Here is a 19,897-nt window from a genome sequence, read left to right as displayed (position 1 = left end):
CCGGCGCGTCAGGCCTCGCGCCGGCGCCGGAGCCCTTCGAGATTGAGTACGGTCACCGTCCGATAGCTCCGGCTGATGAGGCCGCGCGCCTCGAATGCGTCGAGGATGCGGCCGGCGCTCGAACGGGACAGGTTCGCCATGGAGGCGAGATCGTCTTGGCTGATCTCGATCACCTGGCGCTCCGCCGCGGCTGCGGCCCTGGCGCCGGCATCCGCGCCCATGGCCAGAACGGCGAGGATGGCGGCGAGCCGGTCTTCGGAGCGGCGCATGCGGAGCGCATCGATCACCGCCAGGGCAAACAGTTCATTGCGCAGCGTCAGGAAGGCGAGCCAGCGCCACGCCTGCGCATCCGCCCGCACGATCGCATCCCATTGGCCGAGCGAGAGATGCGCCACGAGACTGTCGCGCGCGGCCACGATGCCGATGGCGCGCGGGCCGCGGGTGATGACGGAGGCTTCGCCGATCCAGAAGCCGGGCTGCGCCAGGATGCCGAGGAAGGGCGCCCGCGCACCGGGCGCGACGATCACCCCGAAGGCGCCGTCCACGAGGCCATAAAGCCCCCCTGCTTCGTCGCCGGCCCGATACAGCGTCTCGCCCCGCGGGTAGCGCTTCAGCACGCAGCGTTCGAGCACCGCATTGCGGAACGACTCCGCCGTTTCCGACAGCCAGCCGTGCGCACGCAGGGCGTCCAACTCGGTCGGCCGGTTCATGGTGGGGCTCCAGCTTAGATTGCGGAAATCTACCCAATCCGGCCGGTTCTGATCAACTAAGGTCGAAGCCAAATCACCGTCCCGCGCTGCGGCCGAGAGGCATGTTCGGCCGCCGAAGCGGGATCAAAAAGAGGCAACGTCCATGGTTTCCCGGCGCGATCTCCTGAAGTCCGCTCCCGCCTCCGCCGCAGCTTTCGCCATCGGCAGCAATTTCCTCATGGAGGGCACGGCGGCCCACGCCGATACGCCCGCGCCGTCACTCGCCGGCCATTTCCATCCCCGCGGCAAGGCGCCTTCCAAGCACACGGTCGCGGTGCTCAAGGCCGCGCGCGAGGGGCTGCCGTTCGACGATACGCGCGACTTCGAGGAGCAGAAGCGCGGCCTCATCGCGCCCATGACGGAAATGGTCATTCCCGCCGATGCCGGCCATGTGGCGTGGGACATGAAGAGCTTCCAGTTCCTCGACCAGCAGGAGGAATTCGACTCCATCCATCCCTCGCTGCACCGGATCTGTCGGCTCAACAACAATTACGGGCTCTATGAGGTGGTGCCCGGCATCTATCAGGTGCGCGGCTTCGACCTCTCCGACATCAGCTTCGTGCGCGGAAAGACCGGTTGGATCGTGTTCGATCCGCTCGTCTCGACCGAGACGGCCCGTGCGGCGTGGAAGCTCTTCCAGGCCCACAAGGGCGAGGGGCTGCCGGTCTCGGCGATCATCTATTCCCACACCCACGGCGACCACTGGGGCGGCGTGCGCGGCATCGTGGATGAAAAGGACGTGCGCTCCGGCAAGGTGCCGATCATCGCCCCGGCCGACTTCATGGACTTCACCGTCTCCGAGAACGTCTACGCCGGTAACGCCATGAATCGCCGGCTGTTCTACCAATATGGCCTGCTGCTCACGGCGGCCCCCCACGGCTACGTGGGCCAGGGGCTTGGGACGCGTGTCTCGGCGGGCGCCGTGGGGCTGATCGCGCCCACGCACTTCGTGCGCGAGCCCATCGAGGAGTTGGAGGTCGACGGGGTGCGGATGGTGTTCCAGAACACCCCGAACACCGAGGCGCCGCGGGAGATGAACACCTGGATTCCCGACCTCAAGGCCCTGTGGATGGCGGAAAACGTCACCGCGACCCTTCACAACATCTACACGCTGCGCGGCGCGCAGATCCGCGATCCTCTCGCCTGGTCGAAGTACATCTCGGAAGCCCTCTACCGCTTCGGGCTTCAGGCGGAGGTGATGTTCGCATCCCACCACTGGCCGCGCTGGGGCAATGCCCGCATCCAGCAGGTGCTGCGCGCCCAGCGTGATCTTTATGCCAATTTGAACAACCAGGTGCTGCACTTCGCCAATCAGGGCGTCACCATCAACGAGATCCACAACGTCTACGAGGTGCCGAAAAGCCTTCAGGCCAAGTGGGAATGCCGCGGCTATCACGGCTCGGCGCAGCACAATGCGCGCGGCGTGATCCAGCGCTATCTCGGCTTCTGGGACTGCAACCCGGCGACCCTGATCCCGCTCTCGCCGTCCGACTCCGCGCCCCTCTACGTGGAGATGATGGGCGGCAGCGCCAAGATCGTTGCCCGCGGCCGCGCGCTGCATGACGAGGGCAAATACATGCTCGCCGTCGAGATCGTGAACAAGCTGGTGCAGGCCGAGCCGCAGAACACCGAGGCGCGGGAGCTTCTGGCCGACATCTTCGAGCAGATCGGCTACCAGCAGGAAAACCCCGGCCTGCGCAACAGCTTCCTCAACGGCGCCTATGAATTGCGGTCCGGCATCTCCCAGGGCGAAAAGGCGAGCTCATCGAGCCCGGACGTCATCCGCGCCATGACCACCGAGCTGTTCCTGAACTTCCTTGGCATCCGCATGGACAGCCGGAAGGCGGAGGGGCTGCGCTTCACCATCAACCTCTCCACGCCGGACAATGGCGAGAAGTTCATCGTCGAGCTGGACAACGCCACGCTCACCAACATCGCCGGCTTCCAGTCGGAGAAGCCTGATTTGACGCTGACCATCAACCGCTCGGACCTCGAGCAGACCATGATGGGAACGAAGACCCTTGCGGCCCAGATCGCCGACGGCACCGCGAAGGTCTCCGGCGATGTCAGCATCCTCGCGAAGCTGGCCGCAACCATGGTGGACTTCGATCCGCGCTTCGAGGTGATGCCCGGCACGCGGGCGCGGCCGAAGGAGGTCGTGGCCGCCGACGGCTTCGAGGCGGTGCCCGAAAAGATCATCGCGGAATAGTGGCGCGGCAGGCGGAACGACGATGGACTGTCTAAACCACGCCATGGGCCGGCGCTTGCTGCCGGCCCTCTTCACGCTCGCCAGCCTCGCCGGCAGCGCCGCCGCGGCGGATCTCGCTGCTCCGCCGCCCGCGCCGAAACAAGTGGAGAGCGCTGATCCGGACACCTGGACCTTCTCGGTGATGCCCTATCTGTGGGCGGCCGGAAACTCGGGGCAGACGGCCCAGTTCGGCCTGCCGCGGGTCGATTTCGACCTCCCGTTCCGGGATGTGCTGGATCACCTCGATTTTGCGGCGATGGCCATGGTGGAAGCGCGCCATGGCGACTTCAGCCTGTTCGGCGATCTGGTCTATCTCGACCTGTCCCACGAGACGGCGACGCCGCAAGGCGTGCTGGCGCTGACGGCGGAGCTGTCTTTCGCTGCGACCGCAGGCACGGTGGGCGCCGGCTATAGCCTGCTCAGGGACGGAGAGAGCCATCTCGATATCGCCGTCGCGGCGCGGATCTGGCACTTCGACACCGGGCTTGCCTTCTATGGCGGGCTTCTCAACGGCCTGTCGCCCAATGACGGTGCGACATGGGTCGATGGCCTCGTCGGCCTTCGCGGCACCTACGCCATCAACCCGAGCTTTTACCTCACCGGCTGGGCGCTGGCCGGTGCCGGCGGCGCCCAGCTGGACTGGGATGTTGCCGCCGCGGTCGGCTATCGCTTCAACAGGAACCTGTCCATGCTCGCCGGCTACCGCGCGGTCGGCATCAATTACGACCGCGGCGGCTTCGTCTTCGACGCCGTGCAGCAGGGGCCGCTGGTGGGGCTGAAACTGGAGTTCTGAGGCGCTCGCGCCTCAGGCCGGCAGCACCACGACCTTGGTCTTCACCGGCGTCTTTTCGTAGAGGTCGATCATGTCCTGGCTGAGCAGGCCGACGCAGCCGCTGGTGACGCCGGTGCCGATCGACTCGGGATCGCTGCTCGCATAGATGGTGTAGAGCGTGTACTGGCCGTTCTGGTAGAGATAGAGCGTGCGGGCGCCGAGGGGATTTTCCAGTCCGCCCGGCATGCCGTTGGCCCACTTGGCGGCTTCCGGCTGGCGCTTGATCATCTCCTTAGGCGGGGTCCAGGTCGCCCATTCGCCCTTGCGGCCCACATAGGCGTCGCCGCTCCACAGGAAGCCGGCGCGGCCGACATTGGCGCCATACCGGGTCGCCTTGCCCTCGCCCTCGATGCGGTAGACGTAATAATTGCTCGGATCGACGATGATCGTGCCGGGCGCCTCATTGCTCTCGTAGCTGACGGTCCGGCGGTAATATTTGGGGTTGACCTTGCTGATGTCGGGCGCGGGGATGGGGAACTTCTCGTTGGGCATCGGCCCGTAGAGCTTCTGTGCCTCAGCAAGGCTCATGACGTCCGCGGAGCAGCCCGCCAGCCCGAGCGCACCGAGGCCGAGGGCGGAGCCGAGCAGGAAAGAGCGGCGGCTGATTGCGCCGGACCCGAGCCCGGACATGGCGACGTCGTCCCTCATGATGATCTCGCAGTATCCCTTTGTGCATTTGCCAGCGGTGCGTCCGCACCGGACGCCCCGTTAAGCATTTTTCGGCGCGGACTTTGCCGCCAAGCGGCGCGGCTGGCAAGCGTCAGGCTTCGCCGTGCAGGGCTGCCATGCGTCAGGGAAGGCTTGTATCGGCGCTGTTCTGGCGCGGCTTGGCCGAGTTCGGGATAGGGTGTCCCGGCGGGAGGTGTGGCAATTCCGTCTGTCGTCAACGCCTCAACCGTCACCGGGAGCGTGCGTCGCCGGCAGGCATCGCGGGCCCTCTGATCCGTTCGTCTCGCGTCAGGCCTTGCGGCGGCGCTTGGGGGGCGGTGCGGCCGCGGCTTCCTTTTCGCTGGCCTCGCGGAGGGCCCGCAGCCGCGCGCTCTTCGCGCGCACCGCTTCGAGTTCGCCCCTGTTGCGTTCCATGGCGCGTTCGATGGATTCGTCCAGCTGACGCCGGCTCTCTGCGCTGGAGAGGGTCTTCTGATGTGTGGTCATTGGGGTCATTCCGAAGGATACCATGATCCCGGTGGAAGCCCGAGGACTAAGATAAAGAAAAGAAGATAAAGAAAAAGGCCCCGCCTATGCAGGCGGGGCCTTTCTCGAACTCAGTGTACATCAGTCCAGCGGCCAGTACATCCGTGGTCCGCCAGAACGATGTCACGCGGCCTGGAGGTTTCCGGCCGAGTTCTTGCCGGACTTGTTGTCGCGGACGATATCGAACTGGAGCTTCTGGCCTTCGGCGAGGCCCTGCATTCCGGCGCGCTCGACGGCCGAGATATGCACGAACACGTCAGCGCCGCCGTTGTCGGGCTGGATGAAGCCGAAGCCCTTGGTGGCGTTGAACCACTTCACGGTACCGATATTCATGACGATTTCCTTTCAATCGCGCGTGGGTGCTCAGCCCGAGCGATCGAGCTGAACAAGAAGTTAGAAATTGAAGGGAGGTATCGTCAGACGCGGCTTGGCGTCAGAAAATCAGCCGTCAAATTCAGACAAACACAACATAGGGGCCTATTGTGTTGATAGCAAGGCCCGGAATTTTTATCCGCGCCCCTCTATTTGCCGCCTATATTTCGCCGGGGCGCCGCAGTTCGGATTCTCTTGCGATCCGCTCGAACGCCTCGTGCTCGCCTTTTACGCGATAGCTCGGCTCGCCCTTGTCATGCGGCATGATGCGAACGATCCTGAACCGCCCTTGCGGGGATCGGAAGCCTGCGACGAACTCAACGAGGCCGTCGGCGTCAAATTTAGTGTTCATCGTTTCCCTTTAGCACGGTTTTACGCGCGGGCGCGATCAATTCTCGTCGAGACGAAAGAATTGCCCCATAGTTTTGGTGCGGGTCCGCGGGCCACCTATGCTAGGATCATCGCGGCTTCGAAGCGGAAGCTGAAGGAGCTGTCATGAAAAAGACGTATGTTCTGGCCTGCCTCATCTCGGCAAGCATATCCCCCGCCTGGGCGAACGTCCCGGACATGACGCTGGATTTCACCTGGCTCGGAACGACCCTGTGCGCGCCGCGGCCCAACAGCCCGGAATTCCAGGTGGGCAACGTACCGGCGGGCACCGCCAAGCTGCGGTTCGCTCTGGTGGGGCCGAGCGGGCGGGAGCTGGGTGGGGCCGATGTGCAGCTTCCCCCGCGCGGCGCCATCCCGCGGGGTGCCGTGTCCTACAGATCACCGTGTGTCGGCGGCATCTACACCTGGACCGTCGAGGCCCTCGACGCGGACGGCAAGCGCCTCGGGTCGACCAGCCTCGCCCGGCCGTTCTACTGAGCGGGGCGGAGCCGGGGCCTGCGCCCCAGCCCACCATCAGACTCAGCGGGCGGTGGAAGACGGTGCCGCGCCGGTTGCCGGGCCCCGGCCATTCGCCGGCCGGGCGCGGCGCTTGGGGGCGGCGATCAGGCCTTCATACTGCGCCTTCTTGCGCGCAGCCTTGCGATGCCGACGCACCGCCTCGTCATGCTCGCGCGCCTTGCGTTCGGAAGGCTTCTCATAGGCCTTGCGCTGCTTCATCTCCCGGAAGATGCCCTCGCGCTGCATGCGCTTCTTGAGAACCTTGAGGGCCTGCTCGACATTGTTGTCTCTGACGAGAACCTGCAAAAGATATCCAATCTGAAGATCAGCCCGGTTCCCCGGCCAGAGGTCTGGCCGTTTGCCCGGAGGCCGGCCGTGGCCGGTGTGGGGGGAGTGTAGAGGGGACGGGCCGCCAAAGCGATGGGCTTCGTCGCCATCCACCTATGCGGCCGCCGCAGCCTCGTCCGTCACCACCTTGAACGACGTAAGTGTCGCCGGACCGAAGGACGTCACGAGCGCCACATCGGTGGCGTCCCGCCCCCGTGCCATGAGGATGCGGCCGACCCGGGGCGTGTTGTGCCGGGCGTCGAACGTGTACCACCGCCCGCCGAGATAGACCTCGAACCACGCGCTGAAATCCATGGGCGCCGGATCGGCCGGAACACCGATGTCGCCGAGATAGCCGGTGCAGTAGCGGGCCGGAATGTTCATGCAGCGGCACAGGGTGATGGCGAGATGGGCGAAGTCGCGGCACACGCCTTCCTTGCTGGTGTAGGCGTCGAAGGCGGTCTTCAGCGGGCTGGCATGGGCATAGCCGAACGCGATGTGATTGTGGACGAAATCGCAGATGGCCTGCACCAGTGGCCAGCCCTTGGGCAGGTGGCCGAACTTCGACCAGGCGAATGCGCTGAGGCGATCGGTCTCGCAATAGCGGCTGCCCAGAAGAAAGAGGAGCACATCCACCGGCAGGTCGCCGAGGGCATGCTGGGGCGCATCGGGGGCTACGTCGTCGGGCAGTCCGCTGTCGCGGATGACGAAATCGGTGCGCATGGTGAGGCCGCCGGCCGGCGCCTCGATGACATGGCAGAAATTGCCGAAGCTGTCGTGATAGGTGTTGGCGGCAAGCGGCGGGTCGAACATCACCCGGTCGGGGTTCAAAAGATCGCTCACCCGCGAGGGATGGACGCTCAGGGTGAGAATCATGGGCGTCGGCTGCGGGCAACCGTAAGTAATTTCGTAGCCGGCGTGAATCAGCATGTGGGCCTCAGCTCTGTGCGGACATGGCCCGCGGATCGGTTATGGTGCGCGCGGCCCCGGGGCTGTCGCGCTCGTTCGAGCTCGACGCCATTGGCCCGTGCCGGAAAGGTCCTGACGTGAGCGCGCCTGTTTCCCTGTTGACGGCGGACGACATTCCGCCGGTCACGGTGTTAAATCCCGAAGGTCGTTCCGCGTTCCTTCTCGTCGCGGATCACGCGGGAAACAGGCTTCCCCGCTCGGTCGGAACGCTCGGCCTCTCGCCGATGGACCGCGAGCGCCACATCGCGTGGGACATCGGCATCGCCGGCGTCTGCCAGGCTCTGTCAGACCTACTCGATGCCACGCTCATTCAACAGAACTATTCTCGCCTGCTGATCGACTGCAACCGGCCGCGGGGCGTCGCGCAATCCATCCCGGTGGAGAGCGACGCGACGCCCGTGCCCGGCAACCAGGGGATCGGAGTGGAGGAGCGGCGGGTGCGCGAGGCGGAAATCTTCGTGCCCTATCACGCGCGCATCGCAGCCGAACTTGATCGGCGGCAGGCGGCTGGCGCGCCGGTCCTCCTCATCGCCATGCACAGTTTCACGCCGATTTTCGCTGGCTTCGTGCGGCCGTGGCACGCGGGCCTGCTTCATCACCGCGACAGCCGGCTCGCGCAGGCCCTGCTTCCGCTACTGCGCGCCGATGCCGCGCTCACCGTGGGCGACAATGAGCCCTACGCGGTGAGCGAAGAGACGGACTGGACCATCCCGGAGCACGGCGAGCGGCACGGCATCCCCCATGTGGGCATCGAGATTCGGCAGGATCTGGTGACCCACCCCGACGGCCAGCGGCAATGGGCGGAGCGGCTGGCGCCCCTTTTCAGGGCCGCCGCCGCGCGGCTCGAAGACGCCGGCCAACTGGCTGCGAGAAGCCCGCTGCTCCAGGATTGACCTGCCCGCGCGGCGGGGCAGGCCCGGGCGAGGTGGCTCAGCTGCCGAGATAGGCCGCCCGCACGTGCGGATCGTCGATGAGGTCCGCGCCCTTGCCGGACATGACGATGCGCCCGGCTTCCAGCAGGTAGGCGTAGTCGCACAGTTCCAGCGCGGCGAAGGCATTCTGCTCCACCAGCAGAACGGTGGTGCCGGCGTCGCGGATGGAGCCGATGATGGCGAACATCTGCTCCACGATGTTGGGTGCGAGCCCCAGCGAGGGCTCGTCGAAGAGCACGAGGCGCGGCCTCGACATGAGCGCGCGGCCGATGGCCAGCATCTGCTGCTCGCCGCCGGAAAGCGTGCCCGCCATCTGGTGGCGGCGCTCGGCGAGGCGGGGAAAGCTCGTGTAGATGCGCTCGTAGTCGGATTTCAGCCCGGCATCGCTGGCGCGCAGATAGGCGCCCATGGCGAGGTTTTCCGAGACGCTCATGTGCGGGAACACCCGCCGGCCTTCCGGACAGTGCGCGACACCCAGCTTCAGCATCTTCTGCGGCCCGGCGCGGGTCACGTCGTCGCCCTTGAGGCGGATGGAGCCGGAGCGCGCCGGCACGAGGCCGGAGATGGTGCGCAGCGTCGTGGACTTGCCCGCGCCGTTGGCGCCCACCAGCGCCACCAACTGCCCCTCGCCCACAGTCAGCGAGATGCCGCGGAGCGCCGCCACCTGCCCGTACCCGCAGACGAGATCGGAAATCTCAAGCATGCGCTGCCTCCCGCTGCTCCAGCTTCGCGGCGCTCTTGCCGAGATAGGCCTCGATAACCTTGGGATCGGTGCGGATGGCCTCCGGCGGGCCTTCCGCGATCAGCCGCCCGTAGTTGAGGCAGACGATGCGGTCGGACACTTCCATCACCATGGGCATGTCGTGTTCCACGAGGAGGATGGTGACGCCCTCGTCCCGCACCTTGCGGATGAGGCGCACGAAGCCCTGCGTTTCCGAGGCGTTCATGCCGGAGACCGGCTCGTCCAGCAGCAGCATCTTCGGCTCCACCGCCAGGGCGAGCGCGAAGCCCACGAGGCGCTGTTCGCCATAGGAGAGGGAGCCCGCCTTGTCGCCGGCGCGGGCGGTGAGGCCCACCATGTCGATGATGGCGTCCGCCCGCTCGCGCACCGCATGTTCCGCCCGCCGGGCGGCGGGGGTGGGGAACAGGCGGTCGAGGAGGGCCGCGGCGCGCTGGTCGTCGCCGTGGCGGTGCAGGCCAATCAGCACGTTGTCGCGCACGCTGTCGTCGGCGAACACGCTGGTGCGCTGGAAGGTGCGGGCAAGGCCGAGCCGCGCGATCTCGTTGGGCCGCGTCTGCGAGAGGTCGCGGCCGCGGAACAGCACCCGGCCCTGCGTCGGCTTCAGGAAGCCGGTCATGATGTTGAAGGCGGTGGTCTTGCCGGCGCCGTTGGGGCCGATGAGGCTCAGGATTTCGCCCTCATGCACATCGAAATGCAGGTCGGCGATGGCTGTGAGGCCGCCGAACTTCATGCCCACGTGCTCGACATTCAGGATGGCGCTCACGGGTTCGCTCCCATCTTGGCGGGCAACACGTCGGTCGGCTTGTCGCCGGCCTTGCGGCGAGCGGCGATGCGTTCGCCGAGGCCTTCCAGCGCCGGAACGATGCCGCGGGGCATCAAGAACAGGATGGCGATGAGGATGGCGCCGTAGACGATCCACTGCGCTTCCGGCGCCATCACCGGGCGCAGCGCCACCGGCAGCAGGCCGAATATGATGCCGCCCACCAGCGGCCCCGCCAGCGTGCCCTTGCCGCCCGACACCACCATGATGACCATGGTGACCGTGTAGGAGAACAGGAACACGTCCGGATCGATGATGCGGATGTAGTGGGCATAGAGGCTGCCCGCCGCCCCCGCCATGGCCGCCGAAACGGTGGCGGCGATGGTGAGCGTGCGGGTGGCGTTGATGCCGAGGGAGAGCGCGAGGGATTCGTTTTCCTTCAGTCCCCGCATCGCCCGGCCGAAGCGCGAGGCGACGAGCCGCGCGATGAGGAGATAGCTCGCCACCCCAACCGCCAGCACCAGATAATAGTTCTGCATCTTGGAGCGCAGCGCCACATCGCCGAGGCTGGGCACCGGCAGCACCATGTTGGGAATGGCGGTGAGGGCGAGGGGCCCCTGTGTCAGCTCCACCCAGTTCAGCGCGACGAGCCGCACCACCTCGGCGAACGAGATGGTGACGATGACGAAGTAGGCGCCGCGCACTCGGAACGACAGCCGCCCGATGAGATAGCCGGCGAGCCCGGTGATCACGATGGCGAGCACGAAGCCGAGCAGCGGCGCGCCGCCCTCGTGGGTCACGCGCAGGCCGAAGGGCAGGCTGACGTCGAAGCCCAGCGCGGTGAGCGCGCTCACATAGGCGCCGATGCCGAAGAAGGCCACGTGCCCGAGGCTGAGCTGCCCGGTGAAGCCGAGCAGCAGGTTCAGGCTCATGGCGCAGATGGTGAGGATGCCCGTGATGATGAGGGCATTGAGCAGGTAGGGGTCGGTCAGGCCCAGCGGCAGCAGGGCGAACACGACGAGGAAGAGGGGGGCGATGAAGCGCGTCATCCGATCCGCTCCGCACGCGCGAACAGGCCGGTGGGCTTCACCAGCAGAACCGCGATGATGATGAGGAAGCCCATGGCGTCGCGATATCCCGAGGAGATGTAGCCGGCGCCCAGCTCCTCGGCGAAGGCGAGGATGAAGCCGCCGATGGTGGCGCCCGAAATGGAGCCGAGCCCGCCGAGGATGACGATGGCGAAGGCCTTCACCGCCGCGAGGTCGCCCATCTGCGGCGTCACCACATAGACAGGACCCAGCAGCGCGCCGGCGGCCGATGCCAACGCCGAGCCGATGGCGAAGGTGGCGGTGTAGATGAGGGAGACGTTGACCCCCATCAGGGACGCCGTATCATGGTCCTGGAAGGTGGCGCGCATGGCGCGGCCGAGCTTGGTGCCGTTGATGGTGAAATAGGTGATGGCGATGAGCGCCACCGCCGCGCACAGCACGAACAGGTTCACATAGGAGAGCGACACCGGCCCGAAGGTGAGCGGCTGGGCCGGGAAGGGCGTGGGCACGGCCTTGGCCACGCCGCCGAAGATCCACAGCGTGCCGGACTGCATGATGATGCCGGCCCCGATCATCACCAGCATGGTGGTGTCGATGTCCGAGCGCCGCAGCGGCCGCAGCAGGGTGAACTCGATGAGGGCGCCGAGCACGAGGCCCGCCACGAGGGCCACCGGCAGCGCTACGAAGAAGTTCAGTCCCAGCGCTACGGCGGCCAGATACATGGCGTAGCCGCCGAAGGTGTAGAGGGCACCGTGGGTGAAGTTCACCACGTTCATGATGCCGAAGATCAAGGTGAGGCCGATGCCCAAGACCGCATAGGTGCCGCCGAGCACCAGCGCGTTGAAGATGTGTTGCAGCAATTGGTCCATCTGGCCTGTCCGGTCTGGCGTTCGGGGCAGGGTAAGGGGCGGCCTTCGCCGTCCCTCACCTGAAGCGCCGCCCGAGGGCGGGGATTTACGAAGCGCCGGCTCAGCCGCCGAGCTGAACCTGGTTCACCTTCCCGCCGGAGATTTCGATGATGTAGACGTTCGGCTTGGACTGGCCGCTTTCCTTGCCCGCCGGGCCGCTCTTGTTGAACTTGATGGGGCCGTTGAGGCCCATGAAGTCCACCTTCCAGAAGCCCTTCTGGATGGAGGCGGGGTCGGTGCCGCCGCCCGCCGCGATGGCGGCCGCGACCGTGCGGATGCCGTCATAGCCACGGAAGCTCTCGGTGGCGCCGGCGAAGTCGAAGCCGCGCTTCTTCCATTCGTTGAGGAAGTAGGCGGTGGCCTCGGGGTTCGGGGTCTTCTCCGGCCACCAGGGCAGGAAGGTGGTGAGGTGCATGGTGCCGTCCGCCGCCGCGCCGGCCTGGGCGATGATCTGGTCCGGGTTCTGCGAGCCGCCGGTGGTGATGATGCGCTTCTTCAGGCCAAGCGCCGCCATCTGCTTGAACAGGAGGGTGAGCTGGTCCACGGCGCTCGTCACCATGATGGTGTCGGCGTCGGAGGCCTTCAGCTTGGCGAGCTGGGCGCTCATGTCCTGCGCCGACTGGTCCATGGTTTCCACGAGGCCGACCTCGACGCCGTTGGCCTTGAGCATCTTGGAGAAGTCGGCGGCAGCGCCGCGGCCCCAGTCGTTGTTGATGACGAGGAAGTCCACCTTCTTCAGGCCGAGCTTCTTGACGCTGGGCTCGAACGCCTCGGCCTCGACGGAGGAGGGCGGCGATATGCGGAAGATGAAGGGGTTGCCGGAGGTGGTGATCTTGCCGGAGGAGGACGTCTCCACCAGCATCGGCACGGAATACTCTTCCAGCTTCGGCATGGTGGCCAGCGTCAGCGAGGAGCCCCACGCGCCCATCAGCACCGGCACCTTGTCGGAGGTGATGAGCTTTTCCGCCACCGAGGCGGCCTCGGTCGGGTTGCTCTTGTTGTCCTCGATGACCAGTTCGACCTTCTTGCCGAGGATGCCGCCCTTGGCGTTGATCTCGTCGGCGGCGATCTTGGCGCCATTCACCACATAGGTGCCCGAGGCCGCGAAGGCGCCGGTGAGGGGCTCGTTGACGCCGATCTTGATGGTGTCGGCGGCGAAGGCCGTGCCGGCGAGAAGGCTGAAGGCGAGGGCGGCGAGCGTGGTGCGGCGTGACATCAACATGGATGGTCTCCAGTCTCGAAGGGCAGTCAGGGTCAAGCGGATGGGCCGCCACGGCGCCACAGGCGGCCGATGCGGTCGGAAACGAGGGAGATGAGAAGCTTCAGCGGATCGAGGCCGCGCGCCTCGGCGGGCGGGGCCTCGCTCCCGGAGAGGCGCGCTTCGAGGTTCGCCGCAAACTCGCCGATCAGGCGGCCTGCCACCTCGCGGACGAGGCCGGGGCGGCCGAACTGGGCCAGCGGACCCTTCAGCGTGTAGCCCACGTCGAGCGCCACGCGGGCGGTGCCAGGGGCGACGCCCTCTGTGACGCGATAGCGGATGAGGCCTTCCGTGCGCGAGCGACCGTCGGCGCCCGCGCCATGGATGGTGCCGCTCCGGGTCGCGTCATCGCGGCCGATGCGGGCGCTGCCGCGAAAGGTAGTGGCGATGGGGCCGAGCTTCACCCGCATGCCGCCCTGCACGTTGTCCGGCGAAGGCATGGCGTCGATGACCGCGCCGGGCAGGCACGCGGCAACCTCCTCGATTCGGCTGAAGAAGGCGAACACCTCCGACGGCGGGAAGGGCACCTCGAAGCTCTGCTCGAAGCTGTGGGCGGGCGTGAAATCCTCGGCGAGGACCATGGCGGCGGAGGGAACCGCAGGGGCGGCGACGGCGGCTGGCGGCGCAGCGGAAACCGCGCCGCCCGTCCGCGCGCCCACCGGGCCGAGGCGGCGCTCGGCGGTCATCGGGCCGATGCCCTGCGCGCGTCGCGCAGCGATGACGGAAGCAACCGCCTTCACGATGCCCGCATAGCCGGTGCAGCGGCAGAGGTTTCCGGCGAGGCCGAGGCGGATGCGCGTATCGTCCGGTTCCGGCAGTCGCAGCACGAGGTCACGGGCCGACACCAGCATGCCGGGCGTGCAGAAGCCGCACTGGAGCGCGTGCTCGCGATTGAAGGCGGCGCGCAACTCGGCGGTGACGGGATCGTCGTCCAGCCCCTCGATGGTGACGACATCCGCGCCCTGGCAGGCGCCGGCGAAGGAGAGGCAGGCGCGCGCAGGCTCGCCGTCCACGAGAATGGTGCAGGCGCCGCACACGCCGTGCTCGCAGCCGATATGGGTCCCGGTGAGGTCCAGCGTGTCGCGGACGAAATCGGCGAGGTTGGTCCGCCCCTCCGCCTCGGCCGTCACGGGTCGGCCATTGAGGGTCAGCGAAATCATGCGGGACGCGCCCATGGCGGTGGTCTCGGGCCTTGGCGAAGCGGTCATGCGGCGCTCCGCGTGTCGGTGAAGAGGCCGGCGGCCTGCGCGGCGGCGCGGCGCAGCACTTCCACATGGACGTGGCGATCCACCGCGTCCGTCAGGCCGGCGGCGCCGAGGGCCGCGTCGGCGGCGGGGGCATCGAAGCGGGCGGCAAAGCCGGCATCGATGCGGCCGCCGAACAGTGGCGCAGCGTCAGCGAAGACGAGGGGCGGCGCGTCGATGGCGCCCATCAGCGCCCGGCCGGTCCCGGCAGTGGGATCGATCAGCACGGCGCCGATGGCATGGGCGAACTCGCCCACCTTGCGGCAGTGCTTCACGTATCCGAAGCGGGCGGTGGCGGGCACCTTGGGGACCCGCACGCCGACGAGGATCTCGCCCGGCTCCAGCGCCGTCGCCAGAGCCCCGGCGAGGAAGGTGCTCAGGGGGAGGCGCCTCGTGCCAGCCGGGCCGGCGATCTCGACTTCAGCGCCGAGCACAGACAGGGCGTTCACCCAGTCGGCGGCCGGGTCGGCATGGGCGAGGCTGCCGCCCATGGTGCCGCGGTTGCGCACCGCGCGATAGGCGATGCCGCCGGCCACCCGCCGGAGGATGTTCGTTCCCACGTCCGGGGCGCGACCGTCCTCCACGTCGGCGTGGGTGACGAGGGCGCCATAGACCATGTGGTCGTCCTCTTCGCGCACGGTGCGAAGTTCGTCGATGCCGGACAGATCAACGATGAGATCGGGCGTCGCGAGCCGCAAATTGAGCATGGGGCCGAGGGACTGGCCGCCGGCCATCACCTTCGCGCCGTCTCCGCCGGAGGCGAGCAGCGCAATGGCGTCGGCGATGGTGCGCGGGCGCTCGATGCGGAAGGGGGCGGGCTTCATGCCGCGCTCCTTTCGCCGGCGCGCACCGCCAGCACCTGCTCCACGATGCGCCGGGGCGTCACGGGGGAGCGCAGCATCTCAGCGCCCAGCGGGCGCAGCGCGTCGTTGATGGCGTTGGCGATGGCGGCGGGTGGCGCGATGGCCCCGCCCTCGCCGATGCCCTTCACGCCGAACTTGGTGTAGGGCGAGGGCGTTTCCATGTGGCCGATGAAGGGCATGGGCACTTCCGGCGCGCCGGGCAGGAGATAATCCGCCAGCGTCGAGGCCAGCGGCTGGCCGGAGGCGTCGAACGCCATCTCTTCGTAGAGCGCGGTGCCGATGCCCTGGGCGAGGCCGCCGATGATCTGGCCGTCCACCACCATGGGGTTCACCAGCGTGCCGCCGTCTTCCACGATGGCGTAGTCGAGGATTTCCACCTCGCCGAGGTCCGGGTCCACCGCCACCACCACCGCATGGGCGGCGTAGCTGAAGGTGCCGCTGTCGCGCACCGGCTTGTACCCGGCGGTGACTTCGAGGCCATGCGGGTCCACGTCCGCCGGCAGGTCCTGCGGGCGACGATACCAGGTGTGGGCCACCTGCTGGATGGTCACGTCGCCCGAGGGGCCGATGACGCGCCCGGCTTCGAGCCGCACATCCTCCGGCCGGGCCTGCAGCATGTGCGCACCGATGCGGCGGATACGGTCGGAAAGCTCGGTGCAGGCGGTGGCCACGGCGCCGCCGGCCATCACCATCACGCGCGAGCCCCAGCTGCCGGTGGAATAGGGCGTCATGGCCGTGTCGCCATGCACGAGGCGGGTGCGGGCGACGGGCAGTCCAAGGATTTCGTGCGCCACCTGCGCCAGCGTCGTCTCCAGCCCCTGACCGTGGGAATGGGCGCCGATGCGCAGTTCCAGCCCGCCGTCCGGCGTCAGGCGCGCGCCGGCCTGTTCATGGCCGGGCACCATGGGAATGCCCCAGCCGGAATAGACCGAGGTGCCGTGCGCCGCCTGCTCGCAATAGATGGAGAGGCCAAGGCCGATGCGGCGGCCGTCGGGCTCCCCCGCGAGCTGGCGCGTGCGCACCGCATCGACCTTGATCGCGTCGAGCGCCTGCCGCAGCGCTTCCGGATAATTGCCGCTGTCGAAATGCTTGTTGGTGATGTTGTCGAACGGCATCTGTTCCGGCCGCACGAGGTTCTTCAGCCGCACCACTTCGGGGGCGAGGCCGAGTTCGGCGGCGAGCGCGTCCAGCGCCACTTCCAGCGCGAAGCACACGCCGGTGCGGGCCACGCCGCGATAGGGCAGGATCGGGCACTTGTTGGTGGCCACCGACCAGGTGCGGCAGCGATAGGCGGGAAAATCGTAGGGGCCGGGCAGGATGCTCGCCACCTGGGCGGCCTCAAGGCAGGCGGAGAAGGGATAGGCGGAATAGGCGCCGCTATCCACGCTCGCCTCGCAATCGATGCCGCGCAGCGTGCCGTCGCGCTCGGCATAGAGCGTGATTTCGTAATGGTGCTCGCGGCAGTTCGCGCTCGCGGTCAGGTGCTCGCGGCGATCCTCCAGCCAGCGCACCGGCCGGCCGATCTTCCGCGCGAGCCAGCCGAGGCAGACGTCTTCCGTCAGCAGGATGGCCTTGTAGCCGAAGCCGCCGCCCACATCCGGCGAGATGATGCGGACCTGGCCCTCTTCCAGCCCCAGGCATTCGGAGAGGCCCGAGCGGACGATGTGCGGCATCTGGCTGGCGGTGTGCACCACCAGCTGGTCGGACCGGTTATCGAAATGCACCACCGTGCCGCGCCCCTCGATGGGCGCCATGCACTGGCGGGCGGTGGAGATGGTGCGCGAGACCTTCACCGGCGCGTCGAACGCGGCCTCGATGTTGATGTTCACGAGGCTTTCCAGAAAGACATTGTCGCCCCAGTGCTCATGCACCAGCGCCGCGCCGGGCTTTCTCGCCTCCAGCATGTCGTGGAGGGCGGGCAGCTCTTCGAGGTCGAGTTCCACGCGGGCGGCCATGTCCTCGGCCTCGGCGCGCGTGTCGGCAACGCACATGGCGATGAGCTCGCCCACCTGCCGCACCTTTCCCGTGGCGAGCACCGGCTGCTCGGACACCTTGAAGCCGGGCAGGCCGGAGACCGCGCGGATGGGCTTCACCCCGTCGAGGTCGGCGGCGGTGAAGACGCGGCCCTTCAGGTCCTCCGGCACATGGATGGCGCGGATGCGCGCATGCGCCAGCGGGCTCCGGACGAAGGCGACATCCTGCATGCCCGCGAGGCGGATATCGGCAATGAACTGGCCGCGCCCGCGCATCAGCCGGTCGTCTTCCTTGCGGGGAAGACGGGCGCCGACGCCCTCTTTCGTGCGCGGCTCGCTCATGCGTGGGCTCCCGGCATCAGGTCGAGCGCGGCGCGCACCAGAAGGCCGTCGGGGCGACGCAGCTCGTCCAGGATGGAGAAGTGGTTGGCGCCGAGGATGGGCAGCAGCGCACCCGGCGCATGGGCGGCCACGCGCTTTGCCGCCAGCGCGCGGGAATCATGCACCAGCGCCGGCACTTCGGCCGTGCCGTAGGCGATGGCGAGCGGCTTCGGCGACGGGGCATGGCGCAGCGGCGAGCAGGCGGCGATTTCGGCGTCCGTCAGGTCCAGCGCGGCGTTCAGAAAGGTGTCGCGCAGCGGCGCCAGCTCATAGACGCCGGAGATGGCAAGGCCGGCGGCCACGGCGGGATGGTCCAGCTGCATCACCGCCAGCTGCGCACCCGCCGACCAGCCGGAGACCACCACCGGGCCGGTGAGCCCATACTGAGGGCCGTCCTTCGCGATGAGATCGAGGGCTGCGCCCATCTCGGCGACGATCGCGCCGAGGCGCGCCTCAGGTGCCAGCGTGTAGCTCGGCAGCGCCACGGACCAGCCGTGGGCGAGGAGACCCTCCGCATAATGGGCGAAGACTTCGCGGCTGTTGCGCTGCCAGTAGCCGCCATGGATGAAGACGAGGCAGGGCGCGCCCAGCGTGCCGGGATAGATGTCCAGCTTCTGCCGCGCGCCGGGGCCGTAGGGAATGTCCAGATGCGCGTGCGTGGCGGCGCGGAAGCGCGGGGCCGCCTTGTCGCGCGCCTCCACCCATGCCGCGCTGTCCTTCACCGCGGCATTGTTGTTGTAGGCCGCATCCCGCTCGGCCTGGGACAGGGTGTTCCAGACCTCCTGCGGGGCAGGCCGAACGGCTGCGGATGCCGGGCTCACGCCGCCACCGCCCGGGGCAGGATGACGGCGTCGGCATCGAACTTCTTGCCGGCGCGCAGGCAGAAGGCGGGGGTAAGCAGGCGCTCGGCCACCACCTTGGTGTCCTCGTTGTCGCGCAAAAGGAAGCGGCCGCGATTGTCGTCCAGCACCGAGATGTCGGCCGCATAGCCCACGGTGAGGGAGCCCACCCGGTCGGTGAGGCCGATCATCTTCGCCGGGTTGATGGTGACCATGGGCACCACCTGCTCCAGCGAGAGGCCGAGCGCCATCATGGAGCTCATGGCCTGGGTGAGGCTGAAGCGCGCCTGGCCCTTGAAGGGGTGGTTCTCGTCGTCATAGTGCTCCTCCGGCGTGCCGGCGGGGGCGGGGACATGGGTGTTGTAGCCGTGCATGTCGGCGCCCAGCGTGTGCGGGACGACGCCGGCGGCGATGGCCTTCTTCGCGAGCCGGTAGGAAAAGTGGCTGCCGTGGCCCACATCCACCTTCAGGCCGCGGTCGAGGGCCGCCTGGATGACGTGGTGCACTTCGCCCTTCTGGTTCACGAAGCCGCCGGGATGGCGGGTGAAGGGATGGGCCAGCACATCGCCCTCCTTCAGCAGCGGGATGACCCGCTCGAGGATCGTGTCGGCATCCTCGCCGTTGGCGCCGCTTTCCGGCAAGCCCCAGAGCGTTCCGAAATGGACGTAGAGCGGGATTTCGGCGCGGCGGGCGATCTCCGCCGCCATTTCCATCACCTTGATGCCCCAGCGGGCGAAGCCGCCGATCTCCGCATGGCCCTTGATCCCGCGCACGAGGTCGCGGTTGGCGACGGCGGAGCGCACGGTGGCGTCGATGTCCACGCAGTCCGGGCTGTAGAGGTTGGGGTAGTAATGGCCTTCGAGGCCGCCCACGAGATAGGCCGAGAGGAAGGCATAGATGCGCGTGTCGGACGGTTCGGCGATGAACTTGCGGAAGCCCGGCAGAGTCATGCAGGAGGGGCCGCCCTGGTCGATCACGGTGGTGACGCCGGAATGCACGCCCACCATATCCGGGTTCAGGCCGAAGCGCCCGGTCACGTACTGGTAGATATGGCCGTGGGTGTCGATCATGCCCGGCAGCACCAGCTTGCCGGAGACGTCGATGGTCTCAGTGGCGCTGGAGGGGAGGATCGTCTCCTCCACGGCGGCGATGCGTCCGTCGCGGACGGCCACGTCGCGGATGCCGTCGATGCCGTTGGCAGGGCAGATGACATGTCCGCCCTTGAGGAGGATATCGTAGCCGGCGGGTTCAGCCATCAGGGGTCTCCGTTCCTGCGTGCGGTCGTTGGGACCGCTTCTGGAAAAGCGAAGCATACGTCGCATTTTTCAAATGCAGGGGGCGTGCCAGTTTTGATTTGGATCAATTTTTC

21 protein-coding genes are annotated in these 19,897 nt (G+C 67.6%); 4 read left to right on the top strand and 17 right to left on the bottom strand.

What is annotated here, in order from left to right; translation table 11 throughout:
- Positions 1 to 8 precede the first annotated feature (8 nt).
- On the bottom strand, positions 9 to 710 hold the full coding sequence (locus ACT535_RS06680) for a Crp/Fnr family transcriptional regulator (protein WP_476363770.1): 702 nt from the start codon (positions 708 to 710) through the stop codon (positions 9 to 11).
- 142 nt (positions 711 to 852) lie between these two features.
- On the opposite strand from ACT535_RS06680, the gene ACT535_RS06675 reads away from it, so the two are divergent.
- A complete protein-coding gene (locus tag ACT535_RS06675) occupies positions 853 to 2,958 on the top strand; it encodes an alkyl/aryl-sulfatase (RefSeq protein WP_476363769.1) in 2,106 nt (701 codons plus the stop codon).
- A 22-nt stretch (positions 2,959 to 2,980) separates the two neighbouring features.
- Positions 2,981 to 3,790 (top strand): YfaZ family protein, encoded by an 810-nt coding sequence (locus ACT535_RS06670; protein WP_476363768.1) that lies wholly within the window; start codon positions 2,981 to 2,983, stop codon positions 3,788 to 3,790.
- Between the two features lie 12 nt (positions 3,791 to 3,802).
- On the opposite strand, the gene ACT535_RS06665 is transcribed toward ACT535_RS06670, so the two are convergent.
- From ACT535_RS06665 to ACT535_RS06650, 4 genes are all read right to left on the bottom strand, one after another.
- The gene (locus ACT535_RS06665; protein ID WP_168461094.1) at positions 3,803 to 4,477 is read right to left on the bottom strand and encodes a L,D-transpeptidase; all 675 of its coding nucleotides are present in this window, start codon (positions 4,475 to 4,477) and stop codon (positions 3,803 to 3,805) included.
- 309 nt (positions 4,478 to 4,786) lie between these two features.
- Positions 4,787 to 4,984, bottom strand: a complete 198-nt coding sequence (locus ACT535_RS06660) for a transcriptional regulator (protein ID WP_476323590.1) — start codon at positions 4,982 to 4,984, stop codon at positions 4,787 to 4,789.
- A gap of 162 nt (positions 4,985 to 5,146) precedes the next feature.
- Positions 5,147 to 5,356, bottom strand: a complete 210-nt coding sequence (locus ACT535_RS06655; protein ID WP_024278120.1) for a cold-shock protein — start codon at positions 5,354 to 5,356, stop codon at positions 5,147 to 5,149.
- 199 nt (positions 5,357 to 5,555) lie between these two features.
- Entirely contained in the window at positions 5,556 to 5,747 is a 192-nt protein-coding gene (locus ACT535_RS06650; protein WP_476363767.1) for a hypothetical protein, read from the bottom strand.
- A 143-nt stretch (positions 5,748 to 5,890) separates the two neighbouring features.
- Between ACT535_RS06650 and ACT535_RS06645 the strand changes: the two genes are divergently transcribed.
- Positions 5,891 to 6,262 carry a hypothetical protein gene (locus ACT535_RS06645; protein ID WP_476363766.1) on the top strand — a complete coding sequence of 124 codons (372 nt, stop codon included), beginning with the start codon at positions 5,891 to 5,893 and terminating at the stop codon, positions 6,260 to 6,262.
- A 42-nt stretch (positions 6,263 to 6,304) separates the two neighbouring features.
- Here the strand turns inward: ACT535_RS06645 and rpsU are convergent, their stop codons facing one another.
- A complete protein-coding gene (gene rpsU, locus ACT535_RS06640) occupies positions 6,305 to 6,589 on the bottom strand; it encodes a 30S ribosomal protein S21 (protein WP_168461079.1) in 285 nt (94 codons plus the stop codon).
- A 135-nt stretch (positions 6,590 to 6,724) separates the two neighbouring features.
- Positions 6,725 to 7,540, bottom strand: coding sequence for a transglutaminase-like domain-containing protein (locus ACT535_RS06635; protein WP_168461077.1), 816 nt, complete (start codon positions 7,538 to 7,540; stop codon positions 6,725 to 6,727).
- A gap of 41 nt (positions 7,541 to 7,581) precedes the next feature.
- Here ACT535_RS06635 and ACT535_RS06630 point away from each other — a divergent pair, with 41 nt between their 5' ends.
- Positions 7,582 to 8,472 carry an N-formylglutamate amidohydrolase gene (locus tag ACT535_RS06630; protein WP_476363765.1) on the top strand — a complete coding sequence of 297 codons (891 nt, stop codon included), beginning with the start codon at positions 7,582 to 7,584 and terminating at the stop codon, positions 8,470 to 8,472.
- A 37-nt stretch (positions 8,473 to 8,509) separates the two neighbouring features.
- Here ACT535_RS06630 and ACT535_RS06625 read toward each other — a convergent pair whose 3' ends face one another.
- The 10 genes from ACT535_RS06625 to ACT535_RS06580 all read right to left on the bottom strand — a co-directional run bounded on the left by ACT535_RS06625 (position 8,510) and on the right by ACT535_RS06580 (position 19,784).
- On the bottom strand, positions 8,510 to 9,214 hold the full coding sequence (locus ACT535_RS06625; RefSeq protein ID WP_476363764.1) for an ABC transporter ATP-binding protein: 705 nt from the start codon (positions 9,212 to 9,214) through the stop codon (positions 8,510 to 8,512).
- Positions 9,207 to 9,983, bottom strand: coding sequence for an ABC transporter ATP-binding protein (locus ACT535_RS06620; protein ID WP_476326354.1), 777 nt, complete (start codon positions 9,981 to 9,983; stop codon positions 9,207 to 9,209). The genes ACT535_RS06625 and ACT535_RS06620 overlap by 8 nt, the downstream gene beginning before the upstream one ends.
- A 29-nt stretch (positions 9,984 to 10,012) precedes the next feature.
- On the bottom strand, positions 10,013 to 11,062 hold the full coding sequence (locus ACT535_RS06615; RefSeq protein WP_476363763.1) for a branched-chain amino acid ABC transporter permease: 1,050 nt from the start codon (positions 11,060 to 11,062) through the stop codon (positions 10,013 to 10,015).
- Positions 11,059 to 11,931: a branched-chain amino acid ABC transporter permease gene (locus tag ACT535_RS06610; protein ID WP_476363762.1), complete on the bottom strand. Its 873-nt coding sequence runs from the start codon at positions 11,929 to 11,931 to the stop codon at positions 11,059 to 11,061. The genes ACT535_RS06615 and ACT535_RS06610 overlap by 4 nt, the downstream gene beginning before the upstream one ends.
- Before the next feature lie 100 nt (positions 11,932 to 12,031).
- Complete coding sequence (locus ACT535_RS06605) at positions 12,032 to 13,186, bottom strand: ABC transporter substrate-binding protein (protein ID WP_476326352.1); 1,155 nt, start codon at positions 13,184 to 13,186, stop codon at positions 12,032 to 12,034.
- Between the two features lie 38 nt (positions 13,187 to 13,224).
- The gene (locus tag ACT535_RS06600) at positions 13,225 to 14,436 is read right to left on the bottom strand and encodes a xanthine dehydrogenase family Fe-S subunit (protein ID WP_476363761.1); all 1,212 of its coding nucleotides are present in this window, start codon (positions 14,434 to 14,436) and stop codon (positions 13,225 to 13,227) included.
- A complete protein-coding gene (locus tag ACT535_RS06595) occupies positions 14,433 to 15,296 on the bottom strand; it encodes an FAD binding domain-containing protein (protein ID WP_476363760.1) in 864 nt (287 codons plus the stop codon). Before ACT535_RS06595 ends, ACT535_RS06600 begins: the two co-directional genes overlap by 4 nt.
- A complete protein-coding gene (locus ACT535_RS06590) occupies positions 15,293 to 17,650 on the bottom strand; it encodes a xanthine dehydrogenase family protein molybdopterin-binding subunit (protein ID WP_476363759.1) in 2,358 nt (785 codons plus the stop codon). The genes ACT535_RS06595 and ACT535_RS06590 overlap by 4 nt, the downstream gene beginning before the upstream one ends.
- On the bottom strand, positions 17,647 to 18,510 hold the full coding sequence (locus tag ACT535_RS06585) for an alpha/beta hydrolase (RefSeq protein ID WP_476363758.1): 864 nt from the start codon (positions 18,508 to 18,510) through the stop codon (positions 17,647 to 17,649). Before ACT535_RS06585 ends, ACT535_RS06590 begins: the two co-directional genes overlap by 4 nt.
- Entirely contained in the window at positions 18,507 to 19,784 is a 1,278-nt protein-coding gene (locus ACT535_RS06580) for an amidohydrolase/deacetylase family metallohydrolase (protein ID WP_168461055.1), read from the bottom strand. Before ACT535_RS06580 ends, ACT535_RS06585 begins: the two co-directional genes overlap by 4 nt.
- Between the last annotated feature and the right edge of the window lie 113 nt (positions 19,785 to 19,897).

The organism is Xanthobacter sp. DMC12, from assembly GCF_056314105.1.
Note: the sequence above shows the minus strand (reverse complement) of the source record. Positions and strands in the feature narration are given on the sequence as shown.

What these genes read in the sequence shown, in the direction of transcription:
- ACT535_RS06580 (WP_168461055.1), bottom strand. Translation starts at nt 19,784, where the DNA reads ATGGCTGAACCCGCCGGCTACGATATCCTCCTCAAGGGCGGACATGTC.
- ACT535_RS06610 (WP_476363762.1), bottom strand. Translation starts at nt 11,931, where the DNA reads ATGGACCAATTGCTGCAACACATCTTCAACGCGCTGGTGCTCGGCGGC.
- ACT535_RS06630 (WP_476363765.1), top strand. Translation starts at nt 7,582, where the DNA reads ATGGTGCGCGCGGCCCCGGGGCTGTCGCGCTCGTTCGAGCTCGACGCC.
- ACT535_RS06600 (WP_476363761.1), bottom strand. Translation starts at nt 14,436, where the DNA reads ATGACCGCTTCGCCAAGGCCCGAGACCACCGCCATGGGCGCGTCCCGC.
- ACT535_RS06625 (WP_476363764.1), bottom strand. Translation starts at nt 9,214, where the DNA reads ATGCTTGAGATTTCCGATCTCGTCTGCGGGTACGGGCAGGTGGCGGCG.
- ACT535_RS06650 (WP_476363767.1), bottom strand. Translation starts at nt 5,747, where the DNA reads ATGAACACTAAATTTGACGCCGACGGCCTCGTTGAGTTCGTCGCAGGC.
- ACT535_RS06595 (WP_476363760.1), bottom strand. Translation starts at nt 15,296, where the DNA reads ATGAAGCCCGCCCCCTTCCGCATCGAGCGCCCGCGCACCATCGCCGAC.
- ACT535_RS06590 (WP_476363759.1), bottom strand. Translation starts at nt 17,650, where the DNA reads ATGAGCGAGCCGCGCACGAAAGAGGGCGTCGGCGCCCGTCTTCCCCGC.
- ACT535_RS06615 (WP_476363763.1), bottom strand. Translation starts at nt 11,062, where the DNA reads ATGACGCGCTTCATCGCCCCCCTCTTCCTCGTCGTGTTCGCCCTGCTG.
- ACT535_RS06605 (WP_476326352.1), bottom strand. Translation starts at nt 13,186, where the DNA reads ATGTCACGCCGCACCACGCTCGCCGCCCTCGCCTTCAGCCTTCTCGCC.
- ACT535_RS06670 (WP_476363768.1), top strand. Translation starts at nt 2,981, where the DNA reads ATGGACTGTCTAAACCACGCCATGGGCCGGCGCTTGCTGCCGGCCCTC.
- ACT535_RS06680 (WP_476363770.1), bottom strand. Translation starts at nt 710, where the DNA reads ATGAACCGGCCGACCGAGTTGGACGCCCTGCGTGCGCACGGCTGGCTG.
- ACT535_RS06635 (WP_168461077.1), bottom strand. Translation starts at nt 7,540, where the DNA reads ATGCTGATTCACGCCGGCTACGAAATTACTTACGGTTGCCCGCAGCCG.
- ACT535_RS06620 (WP_476326354.1), bottom strand. Translation starts at nt 9,983, where the DNA reads ATGAAGTTCGGCGGCCTCACAGCCATCGCCGACCTGCATTTCGATGTG.
- ACT535_RS06655 (WP_024278120.1), bottom strand. Translation starts at nt 5,356, where the DNA reads ATGAATATCGGTACCGTGAAGTGGTTCAACGCCACCAAGGGCTTCGGC.
- ACT535_RS06660 (WP_476323590.1), bottom strand. Translation starts at nt 4,984, where the DNA reads ATGACCACACATCAGAAGACCCTCTCCAGCGCAGAGAGCCGGCGTCAG.
- ACT535_RS06665 (WP_168461094.1), bottom strand. Translation starts at nt 4,477, where the DNA reads ATGAGGGACGACGTCGCCATGTCCGGGCTCGGGTCCGGCGCAATCAGC.
- ACT535_RS06645 (WP_476363766.1), top strand. Translation starts at nt 5,891, where the DNA reads ATGAAAAAGACGTATGTTCTGGCCTGCCTCATCTCGGCAAGCATATCC.
- ACT535_RS06675 (WP_476363769.1), top strand. Translation starts at nt 853, where the DNA reads ATGGTTTCCCGGCGCGATCTCCTGAAGTCCGCTCCCGCCTCCGCCGCA.